15 protein-coding genes are annotated in these 14,420 nt (G+C 59.9%); 12 read left to right on the plus strand and 3 right to left on the minus strand.

Annotation, left to right across the window (positions count from 1 at the left end; translation table 11 throughout):
• Window positions 1-20 precede the first annotated feature (20 nt).
• The 3 genes from AC2FNL_RS08065 to AC2FNL_RS08075 are packed head-to-tail and all read right to left on the minus strand — an operon-like array spanning window position 21 to window position 2,814.
• Window positions 21-698 (minus strand): GntR family transcriptional regulator, encoded by a 678-nt coding sequence (locus AC2FNL_RS08065; RefSeq protein WP_170455060.1) that lies wholly within the window; start codon window positions 696-698, stop codon window positions 21-23.
• Window positions 695-1,726 (minus strand): Gfo/Idh/MocA family protein, encoded by a 1,032-nt coding sequence (locus AC2FNL_RS08070; RefSeq protein ID WP_496833069.1) that lies wholly within the window; start codon window positions 1,724-1,726, stop codon window positions 695-697. The genes AC2FNL_RS08065 and AC2FNL_RS08070 overlap by 4 nt, the downstream gene beginning before the upstream one ends.
• Complete coding sequence (locus AC2FNL_RS08075) at window positions 1,723-2,814, minus strand: isocitrate/isopropylmalate dehydrogenase family protein (RefSeq protein WP_496833070.1); 1,092 nt, start codon at window positions 2,812-2,814, stop codon at window positions 1,723-1,725. Before AC2FNL_RS08075 ends, AC2FNL_RS08070 begins: the two co-directional genes overlap by 4 nt.
• 131 nt (window positions 2,815-2,945) lie before the next feature.
• On the opposite strand from AC2FNL_RS08075, the gene AC2FNL_RS08080 reads away from it, so the two are divergent.
• The 12 genes from AC2FNL_RS08080 (at window position 2,946) to AC2FNL_RS08135 (ending at window position 14,322) form a co-directional block, all read left to right on the plus strand.
• The gene (locus AC2FNL_RS08080; protein WP_093962939.1) at window positions 2,946-3,953 is read left to right on the plus strand and encodes a Bug family tripartite tricarboxylate transporter substrate binding protein; all 1,008 of its coding nucleotides are present in this window, start codon (window positions 2,946-2,948) and stop codon (window positions 3,951-3,953) included.
• A gap of 60 nt (window positions 3,954-4,013) precedes the next feature.
• The gene (locus AC2FNL_RS08085; RefSeq protein WP_496833071.1) at window positions 4,014-4,763 is read left to right on the plus strand and encodes a hypothetical protein; all 750 of its coding nucleotides are present in this window, start codon (window positions 4,014-4,016) and stop codon (window positions 4,761-4,763) included.
• 4 nt (window positions 4,764-4,767) lie between these two features.
• Window positions 4,768-6,279, plus strand: a complete 1,512-nt coding sequence (locus tag AC2FNL_RS08090) for a tripartite tricarboxylate transporter permease (protein ID WP_170338914.1) — start codon at window positions 4,768-4,770, stop codon at window positions 6,277-6,279.
• Complete coding sequence (locus AC2FNL_RS08095) at window positions 6,279-6,566, plus strand: putative quinol monooxygenase (RefSeq protein ID WP_093961888.1); 288 nt, start codon at window positions 6,279-6,281, stop codon at window positions 6,564-6,566. Before AC2FNL_RS08090 ends, AC2FNL_RS08095 begins: the two co-directional genes overlap by 1 nt.
• Complete coding sequence (locus AC2FNL_RS08100; protein WP_496833072.1) at window positions 6,563-7,360, plus strand: N-acyl homoserine lactonase family protein; 798 nt, start codon at window positions 6,563-6,565, stop codon at window positions 7,358-7,360. Before AC2FNL_RS08095 ends, AC2FNL_RS08100 begins: the two co-directional genes overlap by 4 nt.
• Window positions 7,357-8,586, plus strand: coding sequence for a 3-oxo-tetronate kinase (gene otnK, locus AC2FNL_RS08105; protein WP_496833073.1), 1,230 nt, complete (start codon window positions 7,357-7,359; stop codon window positions 8,584-8,586). Before AC2FNL_RS08100 ends, otnK begins: the two co-directional genes overlap by 4 nt.
• Window positions 8,583-9,227 (plus strand): 3-oxo-tetronate 4-phosphate decarboxylase, encoded by a 645-nt coding sequence (otnC, locus tag AC2FNL_RS08110; protein ID WP_170366996.1) that lies wholly within the window; start codon window positions 8,583-8,585, stop codon window positions 9,225-9,227. Before otnK ends, otnC begins: the two co-directional genes overlap by 4 nt.
• 159 nt (window positions 9,228-9,386) lie before the next feature.
• Window positions 9,387-10,475 (plus strand): glycosyltransferase family 4 protein, encoded by a 1,089-nt coding sequence (locus tag AC2FNL_RS08115; RefSeq protein WP_496833074.1) that lies wholly within the window; start codon window positions 9,387-9,389, stop codon window positions 10,473-10,475.
• A gap of 152 nt (window positions 10,476-10,627) precedes the next feature.
• Entirely contained in the window at window positions 10,628-11,218 is a 591-nt protein-coding gene (locus AC2FNL_RS08120) for a TetR/AcrR family transcriptional regulator (RefSeq protein ID WP_496833075.1), read from the plus strand.
• A gap of 275 nt (window positions 11,219-11,493) precedes the next feature.
• Entirely contained in the window at window positions 11,494-12,657 is a 1,164-nt protein-coding gene (locus AC2FNL_RS08125) for an aromatic ring-hydroxylating oxygenase subunit alpha (RefSeq protein WP_496833076.1), read from the plus strand.
• An 88-nt stretch (window positions 12,658-12,745) separates the two neighbouring features.
• Window positions 12,746-13,222 (plus strand): hypothetical protein, encoded by a 477-nt coding sequence (locus AC2FNL_RS08130; protein ID WP_496833077.1) that lies wholly within the window; start codon window positions 12,746-12,748, stop codon window positions 13,220-13,222.
• A 38-nt stretch (window positions 13,223-13,260) separates the two neighbouring features.
• Window positions 13,261-14,322, plus strand: coding sequence for a 2Fe-2S iron-sulfur cluster-binding protein (locus tag AC2FNL_RS08135; RefSeq protein WP_496833078.1), 1,062 nt, complete (start codon window positions 13,261-13,263; stop codon window positions 14,320-14,322).
• The last annotated feature ends 98 nt before the right edge of the window (window positions 14,323-14,420 follow it).

Below are 14,420 nucleotides of genomic sequence, written 5' to 3' on the forward strand. Positions count from 1 at the left end.
GGGGTGACCGAACTGACTGGCTACAGCTTGTTCAGCCGATGCTTTTCCAAGATGTCGATGATGACGGATTTGGCATGCAGCCGGTGCTGGCGATGCCGGTCGCGCGCAACCTCAGGTTTGCCGTCACGGATTGCGGTATAGACCGCACGGTGATCCTCGTTCGATTTGACCGGTAACGGGCGGATAAACAGGGTCGAGGCCCGCGCCCTGCGGACCTGGTCGCTCATCATGGAAACGATGCTTTCCACCCGTCGGTTGCCACCCAACCGGACAAGCTCGCGGTGGAACAGGTCATCGGCCTTGGCCCACGCCTCCAGGTCTTCCTCACCGATGGCGCGATCCATTTGGGCGATCGAGTCCGCCAACGGCTGAAGGTCTTGTTCAGAAAATCCGGCCTCGGCCGCGCGTTCGGCTGCAAGGCTCTCCAACTCGGTCAAAATGTCATAGATCTCGCGCATGTCATCCGGAGATACCGGCAGGATCCGCACCCCTTTGCGCGGCCGCATTTCCAACAGGCCCTTGCTTTCCAGCATCAGCGCTGCTTCGCGAACCGGCGTGCGCGACATCCCCAACTGCTCTGCCAGCTCGGTTTCCAGATGGTCGGTGCCCGCGGCCAACTCTCCGGTCAGGATCATCCGCCGCAAGTCCCGCACCGCGCGCTGAGTATTCGAGAGAGCCTTGCCGGTCTCGTTTTTCATTCGGCCTCCAAAACGATTTTCCTGCCCTCCGCATCAGATCTGTAGATCGCCTGCTCAATGCGGATAACGTCCAGATAGTCCGGGCCAGTATTTTCCAAATGCGTTCCATTTAGAAGACCGGATATGACATGCTGCTGCAATGCGTGCACGCAATCGCCACCAAAGCCCTCCCATTTATCGGGCGCAAGCAACTGCGCGCTGCTCTGGCTGCCGATTTCCCGCAGCCCAACGGCGCCAAAGCCATCCATCGTCAGTGTTCCACCGGTGCCTTCGATCAGGGCCTCCCCCATGGTGCGGCGCAGATTGTCCGAGGCATGATCCAGGTTCCGGTTGCCATCGAACACGGCCCTCACACCGTTTTCGAACTCAAAGATGACATAGCCTGCGTCCTCTCCGGCAATGACCGGGTTGATCCGCCGCAGATCGGCGTAAACCGAGACCGGATTGCCGAACAAGAACCGAAACGTATCGACCCAATGCACCGCCGTTTCGTGGATCAGAAAACGCGGCATCTTCTGAAAATAGGGTTGCCGATCAAGATAAGCGCGAGGCCCCTGCCCGTCGCCCGGGCGCAGCCGGAACGTAGCCTGCAGCGGTGTCCCGATATCCCCGCGTGTCAGGGCGTCCTTCATCACCCGATACCACGGCTGAAAGCGAAAATTCTCGTGGACAACGACGGTGGCTCCGGCATCCCGAGCGTCCTTCAGTACATCCTCCGCTTCTGCCAGAGATCGACAAAACGGTTTTTGGCACAGGATCCAACCCACACCCGCGTCCAGCGCGGCGCGAATTGCGTCGGCATGACCGTCAGGCGGCAGGATTATGTCCAACAGCTGGGGCGTTTCCTGGGTCAGCATCGACGGCAGATCATCATAGGCAGGCAACCCAGTGGCGGCCGCCTTCTCGAGATCGCGATCACATGCGGCCACCAGTTGAACCTGCGGTATGCGGCGCCAGCTGCCATAGTGGAACTGGCTGAAATAGCCGGCGCCGACACAGGCGACACGAATGAACTGCTGGCTGCTCACAACGAGAACACCCTGTCCGCTACCGCCCGCGCTGAGGCCAGCGTGTCGGCTTCTCCGCCCAGATCACGGGTCAGAACTCGGCCCTCGGACACGACGCTGTCGACTGCGGCGTGCAGCCGTTGCCCATCGCGCGACAACGCCGGGATCTGATGCCGCAACCCAAGCCACTCCAGCATCATCGCCGCCGACTGGAACATGGCAAACGGATTGGCGATGCCCTCCCCGGCAATGTCGGGGGCGGAACCGTGACACGGCTGGAACACCGCATGATCCAGACCAATGTCAGCCGAGGGTGCCAGACCCAGCCCTCCCATCAGCCCGGCCCCAAGGTCAGACAAAATGTCTCCAAACATGTTTTCCGTGACCAGAACATCGAATTCCCAAGGCTTCTGAACCATCCACAAGGCCGTTGCATCCACATAGGCATGATCCGCAACCAGGTCCGGGTGACGCTCAGCCTCGGCATCGAACAGATCTCGGAAGAATGCAAAGGCCCGGAAGACGTTGGCCTTGTCCACACAGGTGACTCGACCCCGACCCTGCCCGGATGCCTTTCGGTCATGCGCCAACTGGAAGGTAAACCGAAACAGCTTTTCGCAGACCTCTCGGGTGATCAGCAGCGTCTCGCGCGCCTCATCCTCGGTCACTTCTCCGCACCCCTGGGTGTGAAACAACCCCTCAGTACTTTCGCGGATCAGAACGAAGTCAATTTCCTTGCCCGGCGGCAGGGCCAATGGTGTCGCCTGCCCGGCCCTCACCCGCACAGGGCGCACACCGGCAAACAGCCCCAGCGCCTTGCGGAGGTCGATCTGAGGGGAAATCTCAGTCCCATCCGGGTACCGAACGTCCGGCAAACCCATCGCGGACAATAGAATGGCATCCGCCTGCCGCGCCGCATCCATTGAAGTTTTCGGAAATGATTCTCCGGTTTGCGCATAGTGGGCTGCCCCGGCCGGAACCTCCCGAAACTCAAGTGTATAGTCCTCGGTCTGCTCAGACAGCTGCGCAAGGATGCTTAGCGTCGGAGCCATGATTTCCGGGCCGATCCCGTCCCCGTGGAACACTGCAATCTGTAGTTTCTCGGCCATATGCGCCCTGCGTCCTTTTCCTGTGTTCTTGCGTTCGACCTTAAATCAATTCCGGTCGTTGACAACGCATTGTGTAACGTATACGCAATTAAATGCAACAACAAACACATCACTGCATCTGGGAGGAAAAGATGAAGTCGAAAATCGCAAGGTTGGCCGCGGCCGCCCTAATGACGGCAGGTGCCGCAGGGCTCGCCAGCGCGCAGGAGTATCCTTACCGGGACATTACCACCGCCGTCGTCTGGGGCGCCGGAGGCGGCACCGACACCATCAACCGGATGATCATGGCCGAGATGGAGAAACACCTGCCGGTGTCGATCAACGTGATCAACCAGACCGGAGGCGTGGCGGGTTCAAACGGAATGGTCTACGTCATGAACCAGCCTGATGACGGCTATACGTTGGTCGGACTTTCCGAATCAAACGTGACCGCCGCCGTCCAGGGCGGCTGGGACAAAAAGTTCGACTACTGGTTTCCATTCATCGTTGGCGGCTCGCCTGATTTGATCTCGGTTCCCGCAGACAGCCCCTACAACAGCCTTGAAGAGTTGGTGGACGCGGCGAAGGCCGCGCCCGGAACCATCCCCGCGGCAGCCTCGGGTGCGGGATCCATCCACCACCTGAACCTGCTGGCCATAGAAAAGGGCTCGGGCGCCGAGTTCAAATTCGTCCCCTACAAAGGCTCAGCTCCGGGGCAAGAGGCCGCCATCGCCGGTGAAGTTGCGCTGGTCGTGACCTCGCTGGCGGAACAGGCCCCGCTGATCGAAGGCGGACAGTTGCGCCCTCTGGCGATGCTGACGCCTGAAAACGCGGAAATCGCGGGAATGACCGTTCCTTCGGCCTTTGGCATCTATGACGGGCTCGACCAATATTTGCCGCTGAAACAGGCAATCGGCTTTGCGGTCCACAATTCGGCAAGCGACGATGTAAAGGCAAAACTGGCGGATGCGTTCCAGAAAGCCATGGCCTCGCAGGCCGTGGCCGATTGGGCCGCAGCAAACAATTATGACATCGGCGGACAGTACGGACCCGAGGCGCAGAAGCTGTTCTCGACGTTGGAATCCACCTTTGCGTACACCCTGCAAGATTTGGGTGCGACGACCGTCGATCCGGCCTCTCTGGGCATCGAGAAGCCCTGAGCGACAAACGATCTTGGGGGCGCGGTTCCGCGCCCCTTTTTTTTGCACGGGAGGGCAAAGTTGGAAAAGGCTGAGGACATTCTGGTCCTGCGCGCACGGGATTTCTGGGCGTCGCTGGTTTTGGGGGCAACATCGGTGTTCTTCCTGTGGAAGACCATGGACATCCCCCTGTGGGGAGAAAACAAGGCGGGGGTCAGCGGTACCCAATGGTACGACTCAGCAGCCATTGTTCCGTTGTTCATCTTTGTGGGCCTGTTGTGCCTCTCGATCGCGCTGTTCGTGATCTCGGTCCGGTCTGGCGGGGCGCGGCACGCCCTTGGTGCGGCTGGCATCAGCTGGAACCCTGACGAAGCATTTCGCTTTTCCACCATTGGCCTGATCCTTCTGGCTTATGTGGGCGGGCTGGTGCCGCGCGTCGATTTCATCCTGTGTTCCGGCCTTCTGATCACCGCTCTCATATTTGGGTATTACGGTGGGCACCCGCGGCGCGCGATGATCGCCTGCGGCTCCGTTTGCCTGGCTGGGTTCACGTCCTGGTTGCTCTACCCTGCTCAAGCCGACTGGAACGCACATGCGGACGACTGGGTCACGTTGGGCATTTGGGTCGCCTTGACGATCCCGGTTTTGGTCAAGGCCCGGTCCGAGCGGCTTTTGCGGGTTGTTCCCTACATAGCCATCCTCGCGCCGTTTACCCTGGTTTGCGCCATGGCCTTCGGATTTCGCCAGAACGTTCCGGCGCGCGGTGGCCTGCTGTTTCAACAAATCGAGTACCACTACTACGTGACGCTCCGCCCGATCTGGAAAGGCTAAGACCATGGAGTTCGTCTTGTCTCAGCTGGCGGGATTCGGCCATGCCTTCGCTGCGCTGGTCGCCGATCCGCTGACCTACCTCTATCTGGTTTTCTCGGTCTTTCTGGGTATTACATTCGGTGCATTGCCCGGCCTGACCGCAACCCTTGCCGTGACCATTCTGACCGGTTTCTTCGGCAACAAGATCCCGCTGGATTACTCTTTGATCGCACTTCTGGGTGCCTATGTGGGGGCAATTTACGGCGGGTCCTATCCCTCGATCCTACTGAACATCCCCGGCACCGCAGCCAGTGCCGCAACCGCAATGGACGGTCACCCGCTTGCCAAGGCCGGACGCGGAGGTGAGGCGCTTGGATTGACGACGACGGCCAGTTTCATCGGGACCATCATCGGCACACTCACGCTCCTGATCTTCGTCTGGGCACTGCTGCTTGTTTCAAAGAACATCGCAAGCCCGGAAAAGGCGCTACTAGCCCTGTTCGGTATCCTTCTGTCTGGCACGCTCATGAGCGAGGACCTGGTGCTCAAAGGGTGGATTTCTGGTCTGATCGGGCTTGCTATGGCCATGGTCGGACTTGACCCCTTGCTGTCCGAGCCCCGCTACACCTTCGGCTGGTCCTACATGCTGAGCGGGTTCCAGGTGGTGCCCGTTCTCATGGGGGCCTTCGCGATCCCTCAGATCATCGAAGGCCTGCGCCATGTCGAAGCCGGCAAGGTTATGGCCCTGAAAGGCTCGATCCTGCCAAATCTCTCGACGGTCCGCCGTCACCTGCCCACCATCGGCAGGTCCGGCGTGATCGGCACCGGCGTTGGTGCCCTGCCGGGCGTCGGCGAGGATGTTGCCGGATGGGTCAGCTACGGTGTCGGCAAAACCGTTTCGAAGGATGGGAAGAACTTCGGCAAAGGTTCACTGGACGGGCTTTTGTGTTCAGAGACCGCCAACAACGCCTGTATCGGCGGCGCACTGATCCCCCTGTTGGTGCTGGGCATCCCCGGCTCGCCACCTGCGGCCGCGCTGCTGGGGGCTTTCAAAATCAACAACGTCATCCCCGGCCCCACGATCGACCCCGAAATCATCCTGCGGGTCGTCGCCATCCTGGTACTGGCATCGTTGACGATGTTCCTGATGGGCCTTTTCACCGCGCGGGTCTTCATCAAGATTCTCAAAATCCCGCAAACTGTTTTCTTGCCCGTCGTGATGGTTCTGACCACGATTGGTTCCTTCAGTGTGGGTGGCGGTATCAATGACCTTTACCTTATGCTGGGGGTCGGCTTCGTGGCGTATTTCATGAACCTGATGAAGTATCCGATTGCGCCGCTGGTCATTGGCGTCATCCTTGGTGGGTTGTTCGACGAGACATTCCGCCGGTCACTGTTCCTGTCGGATGGCGATCTGTCGGTATTTGTGTCTCGACCCGGAGCAGCAATTCTGCTGGTGTTGAACGTGGCGCTGATCCTCAGCCAATTGCCTCCGGTAAAACGCCTGTTCGCCCGTCTGAAAGGAGCGCCCGCCTGATGTATGCCGTTACCGTAACCTTCGAGTTGAAGCCCGGGACACGCGAGCGTTTCCTGCCTCTGATGCTGGACAACGCGCGCATGTCGTTGAGCGACGAGCCCGGGTGCCTGCAATTCGACGTCTGCGCAGGGGACGATCCGGCCATCGTTTTTCTGTATGAGATCTACTCGAACGCCGAAGCGTTCAGGATCCACTTGGACAGTCCGCATTTCAAGACATTCGATCTGGCGGTTTCGGATATGGTGGTCCGAAAGCAGGTCAACACGTTCTCCGAGGTCATGCGATGAACGACTGGGAAGTCTATGCCATCAAATATGCGGACAGAAATGCCCGCACCCGCGCCGACAGTTTCATACTGGATGACGATCACGCTGCCCCTCATGCCATGGACTACTACCTGTGGCTGCTCCAGCGCGGCACTCAGGTCATCCTGGTGGATACCGGATATGACACCGACGAAGGGCTGAGCCGCGGACGGCCTATTGCCATGGATCCGCGTGAAGCCTTGCGGCCTTTCGGGATCGCGCCAGAGGCCATTCAGCAAGTGATCGTCACGCACCTGCACTATGACCACGCAGGGGGTCTGCACCTGTTTCCAAACGCCACGTTGCATATGCAGGCGGCCGAGATGGCCTTTGCCACGGGTCCCTGCATGTGCCACGACACTCTGCGTGCGCCATTTTCGGCCGGTCATATCTGCGAGGCGGTCAAGCGGCTTTATTCCGGCAAAGTGGTTTTCCATGACGGCGACGCCGAGTTGGCTGACGGAGTCACGGTCCATTGCATCGGCGGCCACTCCCGCGGGCTGCAATGCGTACGTGTCCGGACTGCCAGCGGCTGGATGGTTTTGGCCTCGGACGCATCGCATTACTACGAGAACTTCATGACCCGAAAACCATTCCCCATTGTGGTCGACCTGCAGGACATGCTGGAGGGCTTTGACAAGCTGCAAAGCCTCGCGTCCGCCCCCGGCCTGATCATCCCAGGCCACGATCCGCTGGTCCGGTCCGTTTTCCCCCCGGGACCGGCCGACCACATCAACCGTCTGGACACGGGGCCAATCAGAGAGATCAAACTATGAAGATCGGAGTCATTGCCGATGATTTCACCGGTGCATCCGACATTGGCCTGACCCTCGCCGAGGGCGGCATGCGCGTCAGCCAGTTTGTTGGCATCCCAAAGGCCCACACGGACCAAGATCTGGATGCGGTCGTGGTTGCGCTCAAGTCGCGCACGGCCCCGGTTGACGAGGCGGTGCGCGACAGTCTGGCAGCCTGTGACTGGCTGCTGTCCCAGGGTGCGCAGCAAATCGTCTTCAAGGTCTGTTCGACCTTCGACAGCACCGCAAAGGGCAATATCGGTCCGGTTCTGGATGCGCTTGCGGAAAGGCTGAACGCTCCGACCACGATCGTCTGTCCGGCTTTTCCCGAAAATGGGCGCAGCGTTTACCAAGGGCATCTGTTCGTGCAGGACAAGTTGCTGAGTGAAAGCGGCATGCAGAACCATCCACTGACACCGATGACCGACCCTGATCTCCGGCGTCTGCTGGCCGCTCAGTCCGCCCGTCCGATCCATCATGTGGCCGCCTTGGTGGTCATGCAGGGGGCTGCGGCCATTCGGTCTGCCCTGCCTCCCAAAGGTCATACGATCGTCGACGCAATCCGCGACGCAGACCTGCTGGAAATCGGCAAGGCTGCCCGTGATACCCTGCTCCTTTGCGGCGGGTCCGGGATCGCGCTTGGGTTGCCGGCAAATTTTGGGTTCGAACCGCGACACCCACAGTGGGACGGAGTGTCCGGGCCCGGCATCGTGCTGTCAGGATCCTGCAGCCGCGCCACCCGAGAGCAAGTCGCGCGCTTCCGGGACGTCGCCCCACACCGTGAGGTCACGGCGCGGGACGCGGTCAGCGGCTCGATCTCGGTGGAAGAATTGGTCAACTGGGCGCTCGAGCAGAAACAACCGCCGCTGATCTATTCTTCGGCCGATCCACAAGTCGTGAGGCAAGCACAGGACTCCTTCGGCAAGGAAAAGGCATCTGCAGCGATCGAAAACCTATTCTCCGATCTCTCCCGCAGCCTGCGGGCCGCGGGCTTCCGACGGATGGTCATTGCTGGGGGTGAGACTTCGGGCGCGGTTGTCCAGGGACTGCGCGCGCAGCAGTTGCAGATCGGCCCCCGCTTGGCCGCCGGCGTTCCCATGGTACTCCTGCCCGGCACCCCGTCCATTGCACTGGCGCTGAAATCGGGTAATTTCGGCGGCCCCGATTTCTTTGCGGACGCCTTGAACAGAATGGAGCAGCAACAATGAGCGAGGCGGCGAAGCTGCGGGAAGAAATCTGTCTGCTTGCAAAGTCGATGTTCGACCGGGGACTGACCTGCGGTGCGTCGGGCAACATCTCGGCCCGGCTGACCGACGGAACGATCCTGGTTACGCCGACCGGCAGTTCGATGGGGTTTCTCGACCCGGCGCGGATCAGCCATCTGGATGCCCGGTTTCAGCACATTGATGGCGACTTACCGACCAAGGAAGTCCCGCTGCACTCGGCCTTCTACGACACAAGGCAGCAGACCGGGGCTGTGGTCCACCTCCACTCGACGCATTCGGTGGCCTGGTCCATGCTTCCCGAAGTTGACCCCGAGGACGTTCTGCCGCCGCTGACCCCGTATTCAATCATGCGGGTCGGTCGGGTGAAATTGCTGCCATTCTTCCTGCCCGGCGACCCTGAAATGGGCAACGCGGTCCGGGGACTGGCTGGACAGCGCAGCGCGGTGCTGCTGGCCAATCATGGCCCTGTGGTTGCCGGCAAAGACATCTGGGCGGCCAGTTTCGCAATGGAAGAACTGGAGGAAACCGCAAAACTCGCCCTGCTGACCCGAGGCCTGAACCCTCGCCAGCTGAGCGCCGAACAGATTTCAGCCCTGTACGACATGACAGGCCACAGCAAGTAACCGGTTCGAACACCTGCTGCTCTGACAACACGCTTTGCGATCCAATCGGCCGGATTTCGGCAATTGCCGCCAGCTTTTACGCACATTTCTGGCAAAGATCATCTCAAGCTTGCTCAATTACCCTGCGTAAATTACCATTTTCGGCGGGGGACTGTGTCGTTGAATGGTTTAAAGCTGCTTTTTGTGCAGGCAGGGTTCGGTCCGGGTGGTGCGGAAAAAGTCATCGCCATGTTGTCGAACTATTTCGTGGAACGCGGTTGCGAGGTTCACGCAACGGCGTTCAGCATGCCGGAAAACGGTCCCTATTTCTCGATGAATGAAAAAGTGCGGACCAGTGCGCTATCAGGCAGGCGCGGACAGTTGAACAGGATCACGCACCTACGTTCGGTCATTCGCGACCTACGCCCCGATGTCGTGATTTCGTTTCTGACCAAAGTGAATGTAGTTACCCTGATCGCCACATTGGACTCCAAGCTGCCGGTCATCATTTCGGAACGGAACAACCCACGTCTACAGGACGCACACCCCGGATGGGCACGATTGCAATCCGTTCTGGGCCGAAGGTCGAAGGCTGTCGTTGCATTGACACAAAAAGGTCTGGAGGATCTGCCTGGCCCGCTCCGCCGTCGCGGTCGGGTCATACCAAACCCGATCGAGCCCTTCACAAGGGCGCAGGTGTCGAACTCCGAAAAAGCGCGTCACCTGGTCTCGGTTGGTCGCCTGGTGCCGCAGAAAGGTTTTCACCTTCTTCTGGAGACCATGGCCAAGATCCATGCCGAGTGCCCATGGACCACCCTGACGATCTATGGTGAAGGCCCCGAGCGTCCCCCACTCGAGCGGTTGCGCAAGTCTCTCGGTCTTGAGGGTTGCGTTCATTTGCCCGGCAATACGGCCCGGGTCGGAGAATGGGCAAACGACGCCGATATCGTGGTTGGGTCTTCGCTGTATGAAGGGTTTCACAATGTTGTCGCCGAAGCTGTCGTCAGCGGGATCCCGGTCGTCTCATTCGATTGTGACTATGGTCCGTCCGAATTCATCCGCCACGGGCGAAATGGCTATCTGGTACCGACCGGCGACGTCACTGGACTGGCAGAAGCCGCCATTCGTCTGATCAACGACCCGACGGCCCGCGCCGGAATGGCAAACGAATCCGATGAGTTAAGGGCGCTTCTTTCTCCAGAGAGGGTCTACTCCGCGTGGGAGAACGTCGTCGCGGACGCAGTTGCGCGAAACGGTCGTATGATCTGACGAGACCCGACACGGACGACCATCCCATCATGCCAAATCCTGAGCAGCGACAGGCTGATTTTGGCCTGTCCTCAACCCTGTTTTGTTAATTTTCATTATTGACAACTTACACGCTGTAGTTATTTGTCAAATTTGACAATAAAGGAGCCCCAATGCCCCGACCCACGCTCAAAGACCAACGATCCGCTGAAATACTCGATGCCTATCTGACCTGTGTGGCCCGTTTCGGATTGGAAGGCGCAACACAAGAACGCATCGCGGCAGAGGCTGGTGTCAAACGGCCCTTGTTGCGCCACTACTTGGGAAACCGGGATGACATGACGGCGGCATTGGCAGACCACGTGATCAACGCTTTTGCCGAAGTGACAGAGGTTGTCTCGGTTCAATTCGGATCGCAGGGTGAGCCATCTGAGTTGATTGATGCCCTGTTTGACGACGGGCACGGCCATGATCCCCGGCTGATGCTGGCTTGGCAGGCTTTGGCAACGGCCGCAGAACGCATTCCTGACCTGGGCCCCAAACTGACTCACAGCTACGCAGACTTTCTGGCCGTCATCGAAGGTGTTCTGGCACGCGCATATCCATCGGCACCTCCCGAACGCATTCGGGCCGTCGCCCATGGAGTAACCGCTTGCGCTCAAAACATCGACGCGCTTGTCCCGATTTCGCCACCGGACCAGTGGCGCGACGATCTGAAAGCGGCGGCGCTGGCGTTGCTTGCAAGCTTGGAGGGTGACGCATGATCAATCTTCCCAGACTGATCAACTACGCAGCCCTACCCGTTCTTTTGGTGGCCACATGACTGGGGCTCCAGTGGCCCTGGGGACTGGTATTCCTCTGGTGGGCCATACCTTCGATCCGCAGCGGCCAAGCTTTCCTGATCGATGCCGTCAACCGCGACACCGATCCACTCCTGTTCTGGACCGTTACTGTTCTTTGGATGGTCTTAGGCGGCCTGATGGTCACCGCCGACATCGCACCGGCCATCTATCCGGCCTGGCTGGTCTGAGAGGTTTTCATGACACGAATGTATCACCGGCTTCCCGCCTCTGCCTATACAGCGCAGGACTGGTACGACCGCGAGCAAGAACTGATCTTCTCTCGCACCTGGCGATATGCCGGGTTTGCCGAGGATGTACCCGAGCCCGGACATTACATCTCGGTCCAGGCGGGTTTGAACAACATCTTCGTGGTAATGGGGCGCGACCGTCGGCTGCGGGCGTTCCACAACATCTGCCGTCACCGCGGAACCCAATTGATCCGTGCAGTGGGCAAAACGCAGAAGGCACTGACCTGCCCCTATCACGATTGGAACTACGACCTGGAAGGCAACCTGATCTCAGTCCCAGATGAAAACCGCGAATATCCTGACGGCATCGACAAGTCTTGCCTCGGGCTGAAACCCGCGAGCGTCGATCTCTGGCGCGGGATGATCTTCGTGCACCCTGATCCGCAGGCGCCAAGCCTTGCGGAGTGGTTCGGGCCCGTGGATCCGTTGCTGGGCCCGCACAAGCCCGAAGAAATGGTCGAATACGGCGAAGCCCGCCAAAGCTATGAGATCCGCGCCAACTGGAAGATCGTGGTTGAGAACTACATCGACGTCTATCACCTGAGCCACCTGCATTCGAACACGCTTCACATGTATGACCATGGCCGCGCAGAATACGGCTGGGAAGGTCCACACTATCATTTTTGGGAGCCGCCCTCGTCAGACTATGCCCGCGCGCTCGAGAAAAACCTGCCCACCCCGCGGGTAATCCCGAAACCGCATATTGGCGCCTGGGTGCCGATGCTGTTTCCGGGCATTGGCTTGGCTGGCAGTGAAGACAGCTGGAACATCTTTATCATCACGCCCCTCGCGCCCGACCGAACACGCGTGGAGAACCGCACCAGATTGGCCAGCGCGTCGGCGTGGGAGTACTCGCGGCAGCAATGGTCATCTTACGCGTTCTGGCGTGACTTCGGTGGCCCGAAATACAAAGGCGATGATGCGTTGGGCAAAGATGACCCGATGGCCTCGGGCGATTTCACGACCGAAGATGTCTATGCCTGCGAACAGCAACAGAAATCCTTGGCAAGCCCGTTGTTTGAAGTCGGCCCGGCCTCTGTCGGAGAAGGCCCGGTTCTGCAGCATCAGCCAGTTGTTCTGGACTTCATGGCGAAAGCTGAGGCCGAGACATGACCAGGCCCAAAACACTCTCCCAAAATGCCCTTTCCGGGCCGGCACCAGTCATCCCGCGCCCAAATGCCCAGAACCCAAAGGTCATCCTGTGAGACTTCGCATTCTTGCCACCTTGGCTGGGATCGCCCTGGCAGGCGGACTGGCTCTCGCCGCGCCCGGCAGCGACCCGAAGGCCATCGCCGAACGTCAGCTCTCCGCCCCCGACTCCCAGATCGCTTGGAGCGACTGGGATCCCGAAGCGATCCACACGATTACCGTAAAATATGGTCAGGGCCAGCCGGATGATCACTTTAGCCATTCGGTGGCCGATTGGGCCCAGCGAAAGGGCGACACCGGCTTTGAATCTGTCCTAGCGCTGCAGGGATATGTGGAAACAGACCGCTCACCCCCGCGGATCGTGATCACAGAAGAGCCAGGCAGCGCCACGGCAACAGCGGTCACCACAGTCAAGTACGACTGGCAGGGTCACGCAGGTACGATGGCGCAAACCGACCGCTTTTCGCTCACGCGCAAAGGCCGAGAGTGGGTGATCCGCGCACTGCACACCATCATGGATTATCGCTGACTGAAGATGGCCGTCTTTTGCTCAGGAAAGGACCACTCGTGACCCGAAAATTTTTCCCCTTGTCCGTGGCTGAAATCCGGCCTGAAATCGGTGGCGAAGCAGCCACCGTCGTGCTGGACGTACCACCAGCCCTGACCGAGCTGTTCCGCTGGTCCCCCGGCCAACATCTGACACTGCGCTTCGGCCTGAGCGGGAAAGAGCAGCGACGCTGCTACACCATCTCCAACCCGCCAAACGAAGCGCTGCGGATCACCGTGAAACGCGTTTCCGGGGGATTGGTGTCGAACCATATCGGCGACACCCTGCGCGCCGGAGATACGGTCGAGGCGATGCCACCCTTTGGCCGCTTCACGCTGGAACCCAACGCAACTGCACGACGCACCCACTACTTTTTTGGCGCGGGCAGCGGATTGACTCCGCTTTATGCGATGATCCGAGCCGTGCTTGATCACGAGCCACATTCCGTCGCCCATCTGATCTACGGCAACCGGTCCGAGAATGAGATTCTGTTTCGGGAAACGCTGGATACCCTCGTCGAGGCCAACCCATACCGGTTCACCCTGCGCCATGTCTTGTCTGCCCGATCGCTGTTGAGCTGGTTCAGCCCGTGGCGAACCGGCCGTGTTGACGCGGATGCGATCAAGGCGGCAATCGACGAGACGCCCCCCATCGCGCAGGACGTCCTGTATTGGATCTGCGGCCCAGGCAGCATGAACGCAGACGTCCGGGCAGCGCTGAACGCGCTGGATGTGCCCGATGCACGCATCCACATGGAAAGCTTCGGCGCCAACCCAGCTCAGGACACGAACCAATCTGGCATGGCGGCCACAGCGAGGGTGACGCTGGATGGGGAAACCCGCGAGGTACCCATCGAGGCCGGGCAAACGATCCTGGAGGCAGCGATTGCAGCGGGACTGGCGCCGCCCTTCAGCTGCCAGTCAGGCGTCTGCGGCGCATGCCGCGCAATTCGGACAGAGGGTCAGGTACAAATGCGGGCGCACATGGCCCTCGATCGGAACGACATCGCGCGGGGTGAAGTTCTGACCTGCCAAGCCGTCCCCAAAAGCAAAGAACTGGCCGTGCAGTTCCCCGATACGTAACAGTCTCGGTACAACCCCTCACCGCTCGACAGTACGGATCCCAGCACACAGCACATCTCCGCCCAACGTGCCGGGGTCAAAGCAAGGCCGATCTCGCG

This window comes from Ruegeria sp. CRTD044 (assembly GCF_059613485.1).

What these genes read in the sequence shown, in the direction of transcription:
- AC2FNL_RS08090 (WP_170338914.1), top strand. Translation starts at nt 4,768, where the DNA reads ATGGAGTTCGTCTTGTCTCAGCTGGCGGGATTCGGCCATGCCTTCGCT.
- AC2FNL_RS08080 (WP_093962939.1), top strand. Translation starts at nt 2,946, where the DNA reads ATGAAGTCGAAAATCGCAAGGTTGGCCGCGGCCGCCCTAATGACGGCA.
- AC2FNL_RS08065 (WP_170455060.1), bottom strand. Translation starts at nt 698, where the DNA reads ATGAAAAACGAGACCGGCAAGGCTCTCTCGAATACTCAGCGCGCGGTG.
- otnC (WP_170366996.1), top strand. Translation starts at nt 8,583, where the DNA reads ATGAGCGAGGCGGCGAAGCTGCGGGAAGAAATCTGTCTGCTTGCAAAG.
- AC2FNL_RS08125 (WP_496833076.1), top strand. Translation starts at nt 11,494, where the DNA reads ATGACACGAATGTATCACCGGCTTCCCGCCTCTGCCTATACAGCGCAG.
- AC2FNL_RS08120 (WP_496833075.1), top strand. Translation starts at nt 10,628, where the DNA reads ATGCCCCGACCCACGCTCAAAGACCAACGATCCGCTGAAATACTCGAT.
- AC2FNL_RS08095 (WP_093961888.1), top strand. Translation starts at nt 6,279, where the DNA reads ATGTATGCCGTTACCGTAACCTTCGAGTTGAAGCCCGGGACACGCGAG.
- AC2FNL_RS08100 (WP_496833072.1), top strand. Translation starts at nt 6,563, where the DNA reads ATGAACGACTGGGAAGTCTATGCCATCAAATATGCGGACAGAAATGCC.
- otnK (WP_496833073.1), top strand. Translation starts at nt 7,357, where the DNA reads ATGAAGATCGGAGTCATTGCCGATGATTTCACCGGTGCATCCGACATT.
- AC2FNL_RS08075 (WP_496833070.1), bottom strand. Translation starts at nt 2,814, where the DNA reads ATGGCCGAGAAACTACAGATTGCAGTGTTCCACGGGGACGGGATCGGC.